We start from the raw sequence: 18,195 nt of genomic DNA on the forward strand, positions 1-18,195 counted from the left end.
TCAAGCTTCAGGCATGGGTTTATGGCAGATTTTACTATAGAGAATTACGGCTCTGATTTTGTTAAGGAATTTATTGATGCTTTCTTGTCTGGGTATTTAAATGTTTTTATTTGGGTGAGAAGTGCAAATATACGAGTGGGAGTGGTTGGGTCGTCAGAGAGCTAATAGACGGGCAGGATAAGAGGTTTCTGCCCGTCACTTTGTCTGATATTTAGCCGGTATTACGCAATCCCTGAGCAATCCCGTTAATGGTCAGGTGGATAAGCTGAAGTAATTCGCTGTTATTTGGTTGCTGGCGCAGTTGTTGCAGTAAATGTACTTGAAGCCAGTTCAGGGTATTCAGGTAGGGAATGCGTAAGGCCAGCGAGCGTGCCAGAGTGCGGTTATCGCTCAGGTAGTGCTGGCGTTGCAGAATGTTGAGTAAGGCTTGTCGGCTGCGCTCAAATTCATTTGCCAGCATGGTGTAAATGGTTTGGGCGGCTTCCTGATCGCTGGCAAGGCTGACATAGGCTTTGGCTATGGTGAGATCTGCTTTTGCCATGACCTGATCCATGTTGGACAGCATGGTCTGGAAAAAGGAGCTGTGTTGTGCCTGTTGCTGTAGGCGCTGTAAATTGTTGCTGTCCTGTTCGATGAGATCGGCTACAGCGCTGCCAAAGCCATACCATGCGGGTAGCATGAGGCGATTTTGCGTCCAGGAAAATACCCACGGTATGGCACGTAAATCCTGAATTTTGCTCAGTGTTTTACGGCTGGCAGGACGGCTGCCGATATTGAGGCTGGCAATTTCCTGAATGGGACTGGTTTGCAGGAAGTAATCAATAAATCCGGGAAAGGTGATCAGCTGGCGGTAATACTTGAATGCACTGGCGGACAGGGCATCCATCAGTTTGCTGTCAGGTTCGCTGTTCTGGGGTGGTAACACTGTGGCTTCGAGGGTGGCGGCAATCAGGGCTTCGAGGTTGCGTTCGGCATTGGTGGGGTCGGCGTATTTGGCGGTGATTACTTCACCCTGTTCGGTGATGCGTATCTGGCCGGCCACGCTGCCGGCTGGCTGTGCCATGATTGCATCGAAAGAAGGACCGCCGCCACGACCAACACTGCCGCCGCGTCCATGAAATAGTCGCAGGCGGATATGATGGCGGTCAAATAGTTGTACCAGTTCGGACTCAGCCTGATACAGTGACCACTGGCTGGTGACGTAACCTCCATCTTTATTGCTGTCGGAATAACCCAGCATGATTTCCTGTAGGTTGTCACGGCTGTGCAGGAAGGCTCGATACCAGGGCAGGTTGAACAGGTTATCCATGATGCTGAGGCAATTATGTAGGGCATCTATGGTCTCAAACAGGGGAACGATGTTAATACGGCTTGTGGGTTTTTCATTGCTGATATTCAAGAGGCCGGTTTCTTTAAGCAGTAATGCGACTACCAGTATGTCGCTAACGGTTTCGGCATTAGAGATGATGCACTGGTTGATGGCTGTTTCACCATAGTGATTTTTGATATGGGTAGCGGTCTGGAAAATAGCCAGTTCACGCACGGTGTGAGGGCTATACTGGATATAAGGGCTATATAGGGGACGCTGGGTGCTCAGTTCGCGTAACAGTACGCGCTGTTTGGCTGCTTCGCTTAAGGTCTGAAAGGCTTCAAGACCTGCGTGGGTAAACAATTCGGCCACTACTTCGGCATGTTTGGCAGCATGCTGGCGTAAGTCTATGGACATCAGATGGAAGCCAAATAGCGAGACAGAACGAATCAGATCGGCTAATTTGCCATGGCTAAGCAGGGCGCTGCCATTTTGTTGCAGCGAGCTGGAAATATTATTGAGTTCCTGTAGTAGTTCTGCCGGTTGTTGATAGGGTGGCAAACCGTGATGCGGGCTTTCTGGTTGAATTCTCAGTCGCTGCGCTGTGGCATTGAGGCGTGCCTGTATATAGGTGAGGGCACGGCGATATGGTTCTTCGATGTGTGCTGTGGCGGTATCTGGGGATTGTTCGGCCATCTGGAGAATAGTGTTATGAACCTGTACACGGCGGGATGACAGTGGTAATAGCTGATGCAGTTCATCCAGACACTGATGATAATGTTGCAACAGGGTGTTAGCCTGAAAGGTAAAGGCTTCCAGCAAGGTATCAGCATTGACAAAGGGGTTGCCGTCACGATCACCGCCAACCCAGCCTCCTATGCTGAGTACGTTGGGTAAACTGGTGTGCGGGTAGATGTCGGCAAGCTGCTGTTGCAGCTTGCGATACAGTGCTGGTACTGCCTTGAAAAAGCTTAACGGGAAATAGGTTACGCTATTGTAGATTTCATCGCTAACGCTGATTTTGAAATGGCGGGTTTCGTCAGTTTGCCATAATGCCAACAGAATCGCTTCTGTCTGTTGCTGTAGTTGTTCGCTATGATATTTGTCGGCGTAGGTGCGCTCATTGAGAATGGTACGGATATGACGATGGAAACATAGGATGCATTGGCGTTGTACTTCGGTGGGGTGGGCGGTGAGAACGGCGCTGATACTGGTGCGCTGTAAGGTTTGTTCCAGCTCGGAAGTACTGATATGTTGTTGCTGAATCTGGTTGATAACGCGAATAAAGCTTGTACGCCCGGGATGCTGGCTATTGTTTTCATATGCCTGTCGCCGCCGTTCGTGATGGGCATCTTCAGCGATGTTCAATACCTGTGCAAACAGGCTGCATGCGCGAATCAGATCTTGCTGTTGGTTCAGGTCGAGGGTGGGGAGTGCCTGCTGGATAGTGGTTTGTGGTTGACTACCATTGAGTAGCTGGCGTAATACGGTTTGTACCGCTGTGGTAGTTTCATGTTGTAGGATATTGAATAAGGCCTGAGTCAGAAAGCTGATATCTGCTGACAGGGGAGCGTCTTTGTGTTTGTCCAGAAGTGGGGTGGGCATTGTTTTTCCCTATTGTAGATTGGTATGTTTATGTTGAATAGCTTGCTCCATGATATTACTTGATGCTGCTGCCGGCAATACTGCTGATTTGATAAAGAGTTATAACTACTGCTTCTTAGGTTACAAAAATATATTCTTTCTCAATTGTCTGGGCAGCCTTTTATATTGTTGGTTATCTGTAGTATGGCAGAATGGTATTGCTGCTTGGTTTTATGTATTCTACTTATAATACTTTGTCATGTTTATTGATGTGGTTGGTATTTTACTGTCGGGACATAGCCTGAACAGGTGAATTCTAATATATGCCGGTATATTTACTGTACTACTGCCGACGTTGTTGGTATCCGTTGGGTCTATGGGAGAAAAAGTTATGCTGTTATTGAAACAGCCATCTGTATTGCCCGGTTTTACGCTTAGTTTGGGAGTAAGTGTGTTATCGCTGTCATTGCTGGTGTTATTACCATTTGCGATGCTGGTATGGACAGTTACTGATTTGGGCTGGCATGGGTTTATACGGGTCATTTCCGAACCACGGACACTTACTGCGGTATGGCTGACTCTGAAAATGTCTTTACTGGCAATGCTGGCCAGTGTGTTACTGGGAATGTTAGTGGCATGGGTGTTGGTGCGCTATCATTTCTGGGGCAAGGATCTGGTCAATGCTCTGGTGGATTTACCATTTGCGTTACCGACTGCGGTAACGGGGGTGGCTCTGGCTACTTTATATGCACCTACTGGCTGGATAGGCGCCATATTTATCCGATTCGGCTGGCAGATAGCATTTACACCTACAGGTATCTGGCTGGCATTATTACTGGTTAGTTTACCGTTTGTGGTACGAGCTGTGCAGCCGGTGCTTGCTGAGTTGTCAGGAGAATATGAGGAAGCAGCGGCGATATTGGGTGCATCCAGATTAACAATTATTTTCAAGGTACTGTTGCCGGAAGTGTTGCCGGCACTGGTAATGGGTGCTGGCATGGCTTTTGCGCGTGCCACTGGTGAGTATGGTTCAGTCATTTTTATAGCAGGTAATGTGCCATTTAAATCAGAAATTCTTCCGCTGATTATTGTCAGTAAATTTGAACTGTTTGATTTACCGGCCGCAGCGGCGGTAGCACTATTTATGTTGATTATTTCTTTTGCTATTTTATTTACACTGAACTTATGGCAATGGCGTTTAAGCCGGCGTATGCAGGGGCGATACTGATGAGTACAGTTAAAACTAATGAGTTACTCACCGAACCGCGTTGGCTGCGCTATTTGCTGGTTACTATGATGTTGTTGTTTTTGGGGATGTTGTTATTGCTGCCATTGTTGTCGGTATTCAGCTTTGCACTGGCAAAGGGCTGGCAACTTTATCTGGCTGCTTTGACTGACGATGAAGTATTTGCAGCTGTGCGCTTGTCATTGCTGATTACTCTGATTGTGGTACCGATTAATGTAGTGCTGGGGGTGGCGATGGCATGGCTGTTAACTCATTTTTCTTTTCGCGGGAAACAGCTATGGACAACATTACTGGATTTGCCGTTTGCAGTATCTCCAGTTGTAGCTGGACTGATGTTTGTATTGTTGTTTGGCAGTAATAGCTGGTTTGGCGGCTGGCTGGAAACACATGGAGTACAGATTATTTTTGCGGTACCGGGCATGGTGCTGGCTACTCTGTTTGTAACATTTCCATTTGTGGCACGTGAATTAATTCCATTAATGCAGGCACAGGGAAGCAGTGAAGAACAGGCAGCACTGATACTGGGTGCCAGTGGCTGGCAAATGTTCTGGCGTGTGACTTTACCCAATCTGAAATGGGCGTTGGTTTACGGCATTATTCTGACTAATGCCCGTGCGATGGGTGAATTTGGGGCGGTTAGCATGGTTTCCGGCCATATTCGTGGTGAAACCAATACTATGCCGTTATTGGTGGAAATGATGTACAACGAATACAACATGGTAGGTGCGTTTGCTGTGTCCAGTTTGCTGGCCATTCTGGCGTTATGTACTTTGATATTGCAGAAATATCTTAACTGGCGACAGGTGCATTTGTTCAGAGATGCGCAACGTCGGCGGGTAGCTGTAACAGATTAAACAGTAAGGTGCTGTGTGTTGGGTGATGATTATGAGTATTCGTATTAAACATTTGAATAAATATTATGGTAATTATCATGCCTTACAGGATATTAACCTACAGGTGCCAACTGGTTCTCTGACAGCTTTGCTTGGTCCTTCTGGTTGTGGCAAAACTACTTTGTTACGCATTATTGCCGGGTTGGAGCATGCAGATTCTGGCGAGCTGTTTTTTGCTGATGAGGATGTTAGTAACTTTCATGTACGGGAGCGGCGGGTTGGGTTTATGTTTCAACACTATGCGCTGTTTCGTCATATGACTGTGTTTGATAATGTTGCATTTGGCTTGCAAGTGATGCCACGACGCTTGCGCCCCAGTAAGGCGGAGATAGCCGCACGGGTAGAAGAATTACTGCAATTGGTACAGTTAGGCTGGCTGGCTAAAGTATATCCGCAGCAATTATCCGGTGGCCAGCGCCAGCGTATTGCCTTGGCACGGGCTTTGGCAACCAAGCCAAAACTGCTGTTGCTGGATGAACCATTTGGCGCACTGGATGCTAAGGTACGCAAGGAGTTACGCCAATGGCTGGTGGAAATTCACCATCAGTTGGGTATTACCAGTGTGTTGGTTACGCATGACCAAGAAGAGGCTCTAGAAATGGCGGATCAGATTGTGGTGATGAATCAAGGCAAAATTGAGCAAAGTGGTACACCAGTGTCTTTGTATGATAATCCAGAAAATGTATTTGTAACCGAATTTCTGGGCGAGGTGAATATTTTTGAGGATGCCTGTATTGAACAGGGACAGTTGTGTGTGGGTAGCTATTATGAGCCGGTCACTACGGGAGAACGTGCGTGCCAGAATGTAGCTGTATATATTCGCCCGCAGGACGTGCAAGTGTTAACTCATAGCGAGAATAATGTCATTGCTTCTGCTGCTGTGGAAGAAATACATGTTGTCGGTGCACAGGTTAGATTATGGTTACGACGAAAAGATAATAAACAACGTATACAGGTATGGTTATCACCAGCAGAATTTCGTGCACTGGCTTTGCAACCATTGCAAACAGTCTGGTTTAAGCCACAACGCCTGACTATGTTCAGGTTGCCTGAAATGGTGGATTATGTGATCTAGTGATATGCATAATAAGCGTTGATTAATGCAAATAAATTTTTCAAACTAAATTATAATTGACCACATTAATGGTATGAGAAAATTCAGTTTTAGGTTTGCTATTAATTTATATGGAATTATATATTTTTACCCGTAAGCTGATATTTTAGAATGATACAGAAAGTTGATTAATTGTATTGTTGACTATCTGAATCGGTATCAATTGCAATGGCAGATTTTAATATTTATAAATCAATATTTTTCTATACTATTTGGTTAGGGATATTCTTTTATAGTAATTAGGAGATTTGATTAAGAGCAGCCTTGTTTATTATTATGAAATATAAATTCTGGATAATTGTTTACTTTATAATTTTTATGTGGTTTGTTTGATATATTTATTGAAACAGAATGCTCATAAATTCAATTCTGATTTTTTTTGATATTTGAATCCGTGTGGATATTATATAGCAACAGGGCTACTTAGATTTTCCCAGTAGCCCTATTTGTTTGATTGTGATATTTACTAGTTGCTAACGCGTTCTATAATAGCGCCCACGCCACTCAGTTTTTGTTCAATGTTTTCGTAACCACGATCCAGATGATAAATACGTTCAACGGTGGTTTCACCACTGGCAACCAGACCGGCAAGTACGAGACTGGCTGATGCGCGTAGATCGGTGGCCATGACAGTGGTACCGGATAATTGTTCCACTCCTTCTACAATTGCGGTATTGCCTTCGGCGGAAATCCGGGCACCCATGCGATTGAGTTCGGGTACGTGCATAAAGCGATTTTCAAAGATAGTTTCTACTACTTTACTGTTACCACTGGCGATGGTATTCATCACCATAAACTGTGCCTGCATATCGGTGGGAAATGCAGGGTAGGCCAGAGTGCGTATATCTACTGCTTTAGGGCGTTGCTGCATATCGATACTGATCCAGTCGTCACCGGCTTCAATGATAGCACCGGCTTCGCTCAGTTTTTCCAGAATAGCCTGCATGGTTTTAGGGGCAGCATGCTTGAGAATTACTTTACCGCCAGTCATGGCTACTGCACACAGGAAAGTACCCGCTTCTATGCGATCGGGTACTACGCGATGGGTACAGCCATGTAGTTTTTCGACGCCGGTAATGGTAAGGGTAGGTGTACCTATGCCCTGAATATTTGCGCCCATTTTAACCAGACAGTCTGCAAGGTCGGTAACTTCTGGTTCCATGGCGGCATTTTCCAGAATGGTAGTGCCTTCTGCCAGTGTTGCGGCCATTAGTAAGTTTTCTGTGCCAGTTACGGTTACCATATCCATGACGATATGTGCACCTTTTAGACGGTGGGCTCGGGCTTTAACATAACCATGCTCAATGCTGATTTCGGCACCCATGGCTTCGAGTCCTTTCAGATGCTGATCAACTGGCCGTGAACCGATGGCACAGCCGCCGGGCAGGCTAACCTGAGCTTTACCAAAGTGTGCCAGTGTTGGTCCTAACACCAGAATGGAAGCACGCATGGTTTTAACCAGATCATATGGTGCACAGGTATTGTTGATACCACTACAGTTGATTTCGAATTCCTGTACGTTGTCTGTCAGTACACGTGCGCCCATGCCTTGTAATAGTTTCTGGGTGGTTTTTACATCACGCAGCATGGGGACATTGGTCAGATGCAGGGTGTCTTTTGTCAGGAGTGAAGCACAGAGTAAAGGCAGAGCTGCGTTTTTGGCACCGGAAATAGTGATTTCGCCGTTTAATGCACCGTTGGCACGAATTTTTAATTTTTCCATATAAATTCTCAATGATGGCAGATAAAGGCTGTCTGCCTGACTAATGCTGTTTTACTGCCCATTCAGCAGGTGTAGCCGCGGTGGTAATGGATAATGCATGTAATTCATTACTGGCAATCTGTTGTGCCAGACCATCTTTAATCATTCGATGGCGAGCCAGACGGCTTTTTCCGGTAAAAACACTGGATACAATCCGAGCAAAGAAATGATGACCATCACCTTCAACTTCGAGGTATTCGCATGGCAAAAGGTTGGCAATCATGGCTTTAACCTCTTCGGGTGTTAACATGGCAGGCTCCAGAATGGCTATTGATAAATGGTGACTATTATAGCGTTTTAGTTTGTCTAATTGCGTAATTTCCAGCCAGATTTCAGTATGACGCAGACAAGAATACACAGGCCAATAGCAAAGCTGCCAACTACGGTTAATGCCAGCCAGGGGGAGGAGTCACTTTGGCCGAAAAAGCCAAAACGAAAACCATCGATGATGTAAAAAACTGGATTGAAATGGCTGAGAGAACGCCAGAATGCTGGCAAGCTATTAATGGAATAGAATACGCCAGACAGGAAAGTTAGGGGCATGATGAGAAAATTCTGGAATGCTGCCAGTTGGTCGAATTTTTCCGCGACAATGCCAGCCAGAAGACCAAACATTCCCATAATTGCACAGCCCAGCAGGGCGAATATGATTATCCAGCCAATATGATAGGGCTGATGTAATCCGAAGAAGGCTGTTACTGCTATAACACCGATCCCCACCATTAATCCGCGCAGGATGGAAGCAGCTACATAGGCGCAGAAGAAAGCAGCAGTACCTAATGGCGGTAACAGGATAAATATTAGATTACCGGTGATACGTGACTGAATCAGGCTTGAGGATGAATTGGCAAAAGCATTTTGCAGCATAGACATCATGGCCAAGCCCGGTATCAGAAATGCGTTGTAGCTGACGCCGGGTAAGACATCAGGATGTCCCTTCATGACTTGAGCAAAAATCAGCTGGTACAGCAGTGCAGTCAGAATAGGCGCTGACAGGGTTTGAAAGCCTACTTTCCAGAAACGGAGTACTTCTTTTTTAAACAGGGTATAGCAACCGATGGTATTCATTTTCTGTCTTTCACATGATCGCTGGTCAGGCGCAGGAAGACGTTTTCCAGATCGTTTTCCATGATGTGCAGGTTTCTGACGTTGATGTTCTGGGTTTGTAAATTTTGCAACAGGGTGGCCAGTTGGCTGTAGTCAGCAAGTTTCAATAAATAATTGTTGCCATCTTTCTGTATTAGATGCTGATGCAGGTTATTTGGTAATGGTTGATCTAAAGTTAATGTCAGCTGCAAATCTGCTTCGGTATCCAGCAGGTTTTGGGTACTGTCCAGTGCTACAATTTCACCGTGTTTAAGCATGGCAATACGATTACATAGCGACTGAGCTTCTTCCAGATAATGTGTTGTCAGAATGATAGTATGACCGGCTGTATTTAGTTTGGTAATGAATTGCCACAGATTTTGCCGTAATTCGACATCTACTCCGGCAGTAGGTTCATCCAGTACGATAACAGGTGGCCGGTGTACCAGTGCCAGTGCCACCATAACACGCCGCTTCATACCACCGGACAGGTTACGGGTATTGGTATTTGCTTTGTCTGCCAGCCCCAGGCTGACAATGATTTCATCGATCCATTCGTTGTTTTTGCGCAAGCCAAAATAACCGGATTGAAATTGCAGAGCTTCGCGTACGCTGAAAAAGGGGTCAAAAACCAGTTCCTGTGGTACTACTCCTAAAAGTTTACGAGTAGTATTGGCTTCATGTTGTACATCGTGGCCACAAATACTGATTTGGCCGGAAGTGAGGCGAATCAGGCCAGCCATTGCTGAAATAAGTGTGGTTTTACCAGCGCCGTTGGGGCCGAGTAAGCCAAAAAATTCACCCGGTTGAACGATGAAACTGACACCTTTTAAAGCGCTGAAACCATTGGCATAGGTTTTAACAGCCTGATTGATGCAAAGAGCAGGGGATGTCATAGGTTGAATGAATATCTGCAAGAGTTGGTAATATGTTTTGCTGATGAACTAAGGTTCTGATGGCTTTATTTCTTCACTTAGTGGCTGGTTTTCATCTGCTGGCAGATTATAGTTTCCACTGGCCCAGCTACCAAGGTCAATCAGTTTGCAACGTTCTGAGCAAAATGGCCGGAAGCGGTTGGCTGGAATCCAGACAACGCTTTGTCCACAGGTGGGACAATTAACAGTTGTGATTTTTTCTGTCATTATTTAATTACCGGATCGAAGCTGCACATAACTAGGGTAAACGGGATGTCTGTCGTTAAAACTGGTCCGCGCGCCTGTTGTTGTGACGCCTGTAAAAAACGAATGTGGGTAAAATATTTGTTAGCAGATACTTCTGGTAATGCCACGGCATCTTGGGCAACGTTGATACCGAGTAGGTGAATATTCTGCCCCAAACTATTATGCTGGTAATTGCCAGCTGTTGCCAGACATTCTACCGACAGACTATTGTGGCGCAGAATTTCCAATAGCAGCCTGATGGCTTCATAAGTGGGCAATAGGCTTTGGATCCACTGGCGTAACTGGCTTTCACGTTCTGCGGGATGTTTCTGCTGCCAGTAATAATATGAAGGTAAATCATACGGACTGGTACCGCCTGGAACAAACATGCGTTGTTTGATTGCCATCAACCATTCATTTTCACGTAAATGCTGTCCGAATTTTTGCTGGACACTTTGCAGATTTGAAATTGCAGTCTGGATGGCTTCCAGTGCATCTTTACCTTCTTCACCACGTTGTCGTGCCAAGCCTTTTTGGCGTTCCAGTTCCTGTAAAATATCCAGTTTCAGCTCGGCACGCGCTGCTGCTTCCATGATTTCAAACAATGAGAACAGCGCACAATGATGTGCCCAGATTTCACTGCGTACCATTACCTCATGGAAGTGCTTGAACAAGTGTGTAATACGTAAAAAATTACGGACGCGCTCGGACAAAGGATGTTCGAAATGGATGAGATCTGTCATAACTTGGATGGTGTTAGAGCTTGATAGAAGTGGTGCTGCTGAATGACTTTCTGATTAAGTTCCTGCCAATTGCCAGCGTTGATAATAATGTCATCTGCAATGGCTTTTCTGCTATTACTGTCAGTCTGTTGTGCCATGATAGCACGGATTGTCGTTTCGTCCAGACCACTACGTTGCTGAACTCTTTGAATACATATATCAACCGGTGCTTCGATAATGAGTATCCGCTGTACCAGCTGTTGAAATTCCGGTTTTTCTGCCAGCAGGGGAATTTCTATAATTCCGTAATGTTGGTTAGAACTGATTTGCTGTTTGGCTTGTTGCAGGCTTTGCCAGATTAGGGGGTGAAGAATATTTTCCAATAATTTTCGGTTGTGAGGATCGGCAAATACCCAGTTACGCAGCTGCTGGCGATCCAGACTTCCGTCAGCCTGAAACAAATTGTTCCCGCACCGTTTCCGGATTGCAGGTAAAGCCAGACCTTGTGGTGCAGTGATCTGATGTGAAATCTCATCTGCATTCAGTACTGGTACGCCCAAAGCGGCAAAGCAGCTTGCCGCTTTGGACTTACCACTGCCTATCCCGCCGGATAAACCTATCCAGAGTGTCATGCACCGAATCCGGAAAGACGCAGCCACCAGTGAATCAATTGGTTAATCTGGCTGTTTGCCATCCACACAATCCAGCCGGCAATGGCCAGTGCTGGGCCAAAAGCCATTGGCTGGCTGCGGGCAACTTTAAGAATAAGCGAGGCAATAATGCCGACAATTGCTGCCATGAATACAATTAATGGCAATGCTGATGCTCCCATCCAGGCACCAAGAGCAGCCAGTAATTTGAAATCACCATAGCCCATGCCATCTTTACCAGTTAGCAGTTTAAATAACCAGAAAAGTGACCATAAGCTCATATAGCCCAGTGTAGCACCCCAGACAGCAGCAGATAATGAGACGAATCCACTGTACCAGTTAAACAGTAAACCAAGCCAAAGTAGTGGCAAGGTAATCTGGTCAGGCAAAAGCTGGGTATCAGCATCAATAAAAGTCAGGGTAATCAGCGCGGCTGTCAGTACTACACCACCTGCAGCGACAAGTGTAACATCATAACGCCAGACAACTGCTGCAAAAGCCAGACCAGTTAATAACTCTACGCAAAAGTAACGAGGACTGATGGGGACTGCACAGGCGGCACACCGACCGCGTAACAGTAGATAGCTTAACAGCGGTACATTCTGCCACCAGCGAATTTTCTGTTGGCAGTGCGGACAGGCAGAGGGTGGTATACACAGATTAAAGCGGGCAGAGTTTTCCGCTGGCAGCTGTAATGCCATCCGTGCCTCAGTCTGCCAGTTTCTTTCCATCATGATTGGTAAGCGATAGATGACTACATTAAGAAAACTACCAATAACAAAACCCAATATTAGTGCTGCTACGCCAAAAAACAGGGTATCAGTTAACATTTGTCATTAACCTACCGCATTACCAATATTGAAGAGTGGTAGGTACATGGCTACCAGAATCACACCAACGATACCACCAAGTACAACCATGATAATTGGCTCCATAAGTGAAGATAATTGTGAAACAGCTGTATCCACATCATCTTCATAAAATTCAGCAGCTTTGTTCAGCATAGAGTCCAGTGAACCGGATTCTTCCCCAATAGAAGTCATTTGCATTACCATATTGGGAAATAACTCTGTTGCCTGCATGGCAGAGGTAAGTGAAATACCTTGATTTACTTTGGCGCGGATTTCCTGAGTAGCTTCCTCATACTCAATATTTCCTGCTGCCCCGGCTACAGAATCCAATACTTCTACCAATGGTACACCGGCAGCAAATAGTGTTGCCATAGTACGGGACCAGCGTGCTATTGTTGCTTTACGCACAATTTGCCCAAAGATAGGTAGTTTTAACAACATATGATCAAAGCGTTTTCGCAGGTCTGCTGAGTTTTGAAACCATTTATAGAGGCCAACTCCCGCAATAACTAACGCTATAAGAATAAAAATGCCATAATGCACAAGAAAGTCAGAGATATTCATCATAACCTGAGTTAACCCAGGTAATGGTACACCCATACCTTCGTATACTTTGGCAAAAGATGGCAATACAAACATCATCATCACAAAAACCAGTGCTATGGCAACAATTACTACAACAACCGGATAAGTTAAGGCACTTTTAACTTTTTTCTTGATATTTTGGGTTTTTTCTTTGTATACAGCCAGTTTGTCTAATAGTCCTTCCAGTACACCACCAGTTTCACCTGCCCGCACCAGATTACAGTAGAAATTGTCAAAATATTTGGGATGTTTAGCAAAAGAGTCAGCCAAAGATGTACCCTGCTCGACATCTGCACGAATCTCTGTCAGTAACTGAGTCATGGCTGGATTGGAGTGGCCTTTGGCTGCAATATCAAATGCCTGCATTAAGGGTAAGCCAGATTTCATCATAGTAGATAGTTGTCGTGTAAAAACAGTGATATCCGCCTGACTGATTTTTTTCTGACGCTGTTTCTTAACCTTGGTAATCTGAATGACACGAATCTGACGCCGGTTCAGCTTGGCCCGAGCCTCTGCTTCGTTTTTTGCGACTACTTCTCCGCGCACGATCTGTTCGGTTTTGATATTTTTACCTTCAAAACTGAAATTGATACCAGAGGATTTGGCTTTAGATACTGCTGTTGACTTATTCATAATGTTTTCCCACAGTATTGACTTAATTGAATAAATAGGTAATCAGTTTTAATCATTAGTACTTGCCAGAATTTCATCCAGAGACGTGATGCCTTCCATTACTTTAAGCAAGCCGGCATGACGCAAATCTACCAGCCCTTCCTTGAGTGCCTGATTGCTGATATCCACTTCATTACCGTTGTTCATAATGATCCGTTGCATTTCTTCACTAACTGGCATGACTTCATAAACACCGGCACGTCCCTTGTAACCTTTGCCTTTGCAACGTTCACAGCCTACCGGCCGGTAAAATGTCCAATCTTTGGCCAGATCTTCGTCTGAAAAGCCCGCTTTTTTCAAGGCATATTCAGGCGGACGTTCTGCAGGTGCCTTACAGGTACATAAACGCCGTACTAAACGCTGAGCCATAATCAGATTAACTGAGCTGGCGATATTAAACGGGGCTACACCCATATTCAGCATACGTGACAATGTGGCTGGAGCATTATTAGTATGCAGGGTAGAGAAAACCATATGGCCAGTTTGTGCGGCCTTAATGGCAATATCTGCGGTTTCCAGATCTCGAATTTCACCCACCATGATGATATCCGGATCCTGACGCAGGAAAGATTTTAGTGCTGCTGCGAATGTCAGCCCCTGTTTATCGTTGACGTTAACCTGATTGATACCGGGCAGGTTAATTTCCGCCGGGTCTTCAGCGGTGGAAATATTAACACTGTCGGTATTGAGTATATTCAGACAGGTATACAGTGATACGGTTTTACCCGAACCGGTCGGACCGGTAACCAGCACCATGCCATAGGGGCGATGAATGGCTTCCAGCAGTAATTCTTTCTGGAATGACTCAAAACCAAGTTGTTCAATATTCAGGGTGGCCGCATCCGAATTCAGGATACGCATTACGATTTTTTCACCAAACAGGGTAGGTAATGTGCTGACACGAAAATCAATTGGTTTGGCACCCTTGCGGAACTGAATCTGAATACGGCCATCCTGAGGAATACGCTTTTCTGAAATATCCATTTTGGACATTACTTTAATACGTGAGGAAATCTGACTGCGAATATTCAGTGGCATACGGACTACTTCACGTAATTGCCCATCAATACGGAAACGTACTCGTGCTATTTCTTCATAAAATTCGAAATGGATATCTGAAGCACCATTGTTCAGTGCATCCCCCAGAACTTTGAAGACAAATTTGGCAACCGGACCATTTTCGCCATCTTCATCATCAGCAGACATCGCATTGCTGCTAATCTCTTCACTGTCACCGACTGAGTCCATGCCTTCTAGCAGACTGCTTGATTCATGATCAAGATTTTCCAATAACTGACGTAACTGGTCATCACGAACAATAATCAGATTCAGTGTGCAGCCTGCATCGGCAGCAATTTTCTGATAATGCTGGATGGATGTAGGGTCGGATACAGCGAGAAACAGGCGATTACCACGCTTCAGTATTGGTACACACATGTATTGCTGCATGATTTTCAGATTGATTAAATCTAACGGTACCAGGTTTTGGTTATACAGTTCCAGATTCAGGTAAGGAATACTGAATACACTGGACAGGAAACTGGCCAGCTTATCGGCATTCATGGCACCAGACTGCAACAGTGCCGATATAACCGGGCGTTTTTGCTCCAACTCCTGACGCAGTTTTTCTGCTTTTTCTGCATCAATAATCTGGTGCTTATACAATACCCGAATCAATCCTACACTCATACAAATTACTTTCCGTCTTAATAACTTTTGAGTTTACACTTGTTAGATATTGCACCTGTTCCGGCTTCACTTTACAGACTGGGGTGTCCAGCATACTACCTTGGAACCAGTAACAGATATCCTATAGTAAATACATGTTAATGTTTAATTGTGCTAATTATAAGTGAATTTGTGTATTTAAACAGCCTGTATATCTGTTCAGGCACAAATTTCCCAGTAATCTGCATATAATTGTAGTTCCATTTGCTGGCGCCACTCATTGGCAATCAGCCGGTAAACCACGCGGATGTGTTCTGGCAGGGTGGTGTTACAGCGAAAAAACATAGCTTCACATTCACAGTTGTTCTTGCGTAACACTGCTTTAATATGACCAGTACCAACGCTTTGTTGCCGGATCACCCTGAACTCATCGCAAAAGCATGGTTCAGGAAAATTTTGTCCCCATACCAGAGAGGCTAGTTGTTGTGCTGTTTCTAAATTCAGGTACTTACTGTCTAATGAACCATCGGTTTGGTAGATGTGATTGAGGTCTGCCGGCTGGATAAGTTGCTGACAGACTGCCTCAAATTCATGCTGGAAAGCTGGTAGGTGTATTCGAGCTATACTCAATCCGGCTGCTATGGCATGGCCGCCAAATTTTTGAATGATCTCCGGCCGACGTTTGCTGACCAGATCCAGTGCATCACGTAAATGTAAACCAGCGATGGAACGACCGGAGCCCCGTAATGTTCCGTCTTCTGCCTGGGCAAAAACGATACTGGGACGATGGAAAGTTTCGCGTAACCGTCCAGCAACAATACCGGTTACGCCCTGATGCCAGTTATCATGATAAGCGACAATACTGTAGCTGTTTTCTGTGTTAATTGTCGCCAGTTGCAGATTGGCTTCATCCTGCATGCTGCGCTGAATCTGACGGCGTTCACGATTTAAATCATCCAGCTGTCCAGCTAAATCTGTTGCGCTTTCCATATCGTCACTTAGCAGACAAGCTATACCCAGACTCATATCATCCAGCCGGCCAGCCGCATTCAGACGCGGGCCAATAGCAAAGCCCAGATCAAATGCATGTGCCTGCTGCACTTTGCGTTTTGCTATATGAAACAGAGCGCGTATACCGGCCTGCATTTTGTCTGCACGCATCCGCCTGAGACCCTGTGCAACCAGAATGCGGTTGTTCTGATCAAGGGGAACGACATCAGCGATGGTGCCTAATGCCACCAGATCAAGCCATTGAGCCAGATTCGGTTCAGGATGCTGGCTAAACCAGTTATGCTGGCGCAGATAGTGGCGTAAGGCCATCAGCACGTAAAACATAACCCCTACACCTGCCAGAGCCTTACTTGGGAAATGATCTCCAGGCTGGTTGGGGTTAACAATAATGCATTCAGGCAGTTGTTCGCCAGGTAAATGATGGTCGGTAATCAAAACATCCATGCCCAGCTGTTGTGCTCGTTGTACTCCTGTTACGCTGGCGATACCATTGTCTACGGTAAGCAGTAAATCAGTACCAGCCTGAGCAGCCAGTTCGGCAATTTGTGGTGTCAGCCCATAGCCGTGGTCGAAACGGTTAGGCACAAGAAAATCAGTTTTGGCGCCCATTGCCTGTAATCCACGCATACCCAGTGCGCAAGCTGTGGCACCATCTGCATCATAATCAGCAACAATCAGAATTTTTTCCCGCTGCTTTATTGCTCGTGCTAACCGTTCGCTGGCAGTCTGAATATTTTTCAGACTCTGAAACGGTAGCAGTGCAGACAGGCTGTATTCAGTTTCATTTTTGTTTTTAATCGCTCGGGTTGCATACAGTTTTGCCAGTAAAGGTTCAACTCCCTGTGTAAGTAAAGTTTGTTGTGCAACGGTATCAACTGGACGGGTAAGAATACGAGCCGGTTTCATAAGCTTAATCCGCTAAAAGGTTTCGTTTTGCGCCAGAAAGGGGGTAACCAGGGTTTGCAAATTTTAAGTAGTCCCTCTTCGCATCGGATATCCAATTGGTGAATTTGCCTGTTTTGCAGTGCTGTCAGTAGCGGTTGCCACCAGTTCTGCTCCCATTGTTGCAGTATTTGCATATAGGTATAAAGATCACCTTGATTAACCGGTAAGCACAATTGGTCGTTAAACAGTACAACTTCCTGCTGGCTGGGCGTGAAGTTAGTTAACTCGATGTAATTGGTTGGCAGATTATGCGCATGAAATGCCCATGAACTGTCAGTATAAAGTGGGATTTCGTTGTTAGCTGTACCGGTGCAGTCTGTTTCAAACCAGAAACCATTGATGACAGGCAGGCCGCGTGCAATACGCTGCTGGTTCAATGGGTGCTGATACAGTAACATTTGCAGTTCAGTTTGCCGTTGCAGGATCAAGGTTGCGTCGGTTCCAGTGGGTTTTGCTGTACCATCAATGCTGCCAGACAAATCCAGCAAGGATGGCAGAGTAAATTCAATTTTCTGGGGAGTGGTAACGAGCCATAAATCCGGGTTTGTTGGCCAAAATTGCCAGCCGTCTTTCCGTAACCATGTGTTTAACACTTCACAGAAAGCTTTCGCTTCTTCTATGGACAGGCCAAGGATTTTTCCATCCAAATACTGGAGCTGATGCATACCGGCTGTCTGGCTGATGGGAATGGCAATCAGACTATAATTATTTGAGTCTGAATTTATTTGCTGGCTTGCCAGTTGCAGCCATGAACCTTGCCACAAATATTGCCGATAAAGCTGGCTTCTGCTGGTAGATTGTGAGAAATATTTGCTCCACTGCCGTAAGGTATTCAGTGCTGGCAACTGTAATTTTGGCACAATAGTTTCATGATGTGGCCACAATAAGCTCGGCAGGACAAGAGTTAGATGTAAGTTGTCAGCAGGCATGAATACAC

Annotated in this window: 16 protein-coding genes; 3 read left to right on the plus strand and 13 right to left on the minus strand. The window is 45.4% G+C overall.

Going from position 1 to position 18,195, the window contains the following annotated elements; all coding sequences use genetic code 11:
- Positions 1–211: 211 nt before the first annotated feature.
- On the minus strand, positions 212–2,914 hold the full coding sequence (gene ppc / locus BHC51_RS06105) for a phosphoenolpyruvate carboxylase (protein ID WP_100153580.1): 2,703 nt from the start codon (positions 2,912–2,914) through the stop codon (positions 212–214).
- A gap of 370 nt (positions 2,915–3,284) precedes the next feature.
- Here ppc and cysT point away from each other — a divergent pair, with 370 nt between their 5' ends.
- Genes cysT through BHC51_RS06120 form a run of 3 tightly spaced genes read left to right on the plus strand, consistent with a single transcriptional unit; the run spans position 3,285 to position 6,107 of the window.
- Positions 3,285–4,121, plus strand: coding sequence for a sulfate ABC transporter permease subunit CysT (cysT, locus tag BHC51_RS06110; protein WP_100124237.1), 837 nt, complete (start codon positions 3,285–3,287; stop codon positions 4,119–4,121).
- A complete protein-coding gene (cysW, locus tag BHC51_RS06115) occupies positions 4,121–4,993 on the plus strand; it encodes a sulfate ABC transporter permease subunit CysW (protein WP_100153581.1) in 873 nt (290 codons plus the stop codon). Before cysT ends, cysW begins: the two co-directional genes overlap by 1 nt.
- A gap of 31 nt (positions 4,994–5,024) precedes the next feature.
- Positions 5,025–6,107, plus strand: a complete 1,083-nt coding sequence (locus tag BHC51_RS06120; protein ID WP_100100787.1) for a sulfate/molybdate ABC transporter ATP-binding protein — start codon at positions 5,025–5,027, stop codon at positions 6,105–6,107.
- 505 nt (positions 6,108–6,612) lie between these two features.
- Here BHC51_RS06120 and murA read toward each other — a convergent pair.
- The 12 genes from murA to BHC51_RS06180 form a co-directional block, all read right to left on the minus strand.
- Positions 6,613–7,869, minus strand: coding sequence for a UDP-N-acetylglucosamine 1-carboxyvinyltransferase (gene murA / locus BHC51_RS06125; protein ID WP_100100755.1), 1,257 nt, complete (start codon positions 7,867–7,869; stop codon positions 6,613–6,615).
- A 40-nt stretch (positions 7,870–7,909) separates the two neighbouring features.
- Entirely contained in the window at positions 7,910–8,158 is a 249-nt protein-coding gene (locus BHC51_RS06130; protein WP_100136157.1) for a BolA family protein, read from the minus strand.
- Between the two features lie 56 nt (positions 8,159–8,214).
- Positions 8,215–8,976, minus strand: a complete 762-nt coding sequence (locus tag BHC51_RS06135; RefSeq protein WP_100136156.1) for an ABC transporter permease — start codon at positions 8,974–8,976, stop codon at positions 8,215–8,217.
- Positions 8,973–9,890 carry an ABC transporter ATP-binding protein gene (locus BHC51_RS06140; protein WP_100100752.1) on the minus strand — a complete coding sequence of 306 codons (918 nt, stop codon included), beginning with the start codon at positions 9,888–9,890 and terminating at the stop codon, positions 8,973–8,975. The genes BHC51_RS06135 and BHC51_RS06140 overlap by 4 nt, the downstream gene beginning before the upstream one ends.
- A gap of 48 nt (positions 9,891–9,938) precedes the next feature.
- Positions 9,939–10,136: a DNA gyrase inhibitor YacG gene (gene yacG, locus BHC51_RS06145; RefSeq protein WP_100100751.1), complete on the minus strand. Its 198-nt coding sequence runs from the start codon at positions 10,134–10,136 to the stop codon at positions 9,939–9,941.
- On the minus strand, positions 10,136–10,897 hold the full coding sequence (gene zapD, locus BHC51_RS06150; protein WP_100153582.1) for a cell division protein ZapD: 762 nt from the start codon (positions 10,895–10,897) through the stop codon (positions 10,136–10,138). Before zapD ends, yacG begins: the two co-directional genes overlap by 1 nt.
- A complete protein-coding gene (gene coaE, locus BHC51_RS06155; RefSeq protein WP_100153583.1) occupies positions 10,894–11,508 on the minus strand; it encodes a dephospho-CoA kinase in 615 nt (204 codons plus the stop codon). The genes zapD and coaE overlap by 4 nt, the downstream gene beginning before the upstream one ends.
- A complete protein-coding gene (locus BHC51_RS06160; protein WP_100100748.1) occupies positions 11,505–12,356 on the minus strand; it encodes a prepilin peptidase in 852 nt (283 codons plus the stop codon). The genes coaE and BHC51_RS06160 overlap by 4 nt, the downstream gene beginning before the upstream one ends.
- Before the next feature lie 6 nt (positions 12,357–12,362).
- The gene (locus BHC51_RS06165; RefSeq protein ID WP_100100747.1) at positions 12,363–13,595 is read right to left on the minus strand and encodes a type II secretion system F family protein; all 1,233 of its coding nucleotides are present in this window, start codon (positions 13,593–13,595) and stop codon (positions 12,363–12,365) included.
- Positions 13,596–13,643: 48 nt separating this feature from the next.
- Entirely contained in the window at positions 13,644–15,323 is a 1,680-nt protein-coding gene (gene pilB / locus BHC51_RS06170; protein WP_100100746.1) for a type IV-A pilus assembly ATPase PilB, read from the minus strand.
- A 198-nt stretch (positions 15,324–15,521) separates the two neighbouring features.
- Positions 15,522–17,219 (minus strand): single-stranded-DNA-specific exonuclease RecJ, encoded by a 1,698-nt coding sequence (recJ, locus tag BHC51_RS06175; protein ID WP_100153584.1) that lies wholly within the window; start codon positions 17,217–17,219, stop codon positions 15,522–15,524.
- Complete coding sequence (locus BHC51_RS06180; RefSeq protein WP_143558804.1) at positions 17,216–18,187, minus strand: hypothetical protein; 972 nt, start codon at positions 18,185–18,187, stop codon at positions 17,216–17,218. Before BHC51_RS06180 ends, recJ begins: the two co-directional genes overlap by 4 nt.
- Positions 18,188–18,195: the final 8 nt, after the last annotated feature.

This window comes from Snodgrassella alvi, assembly GCF_002777745.1.
GTDB lineage: Bacteria > Pseudomonadota > Gammaproteobacteria > Burkholderiales > Neisseriaceae > Snodgrassella > Snodgrassella alvi_D.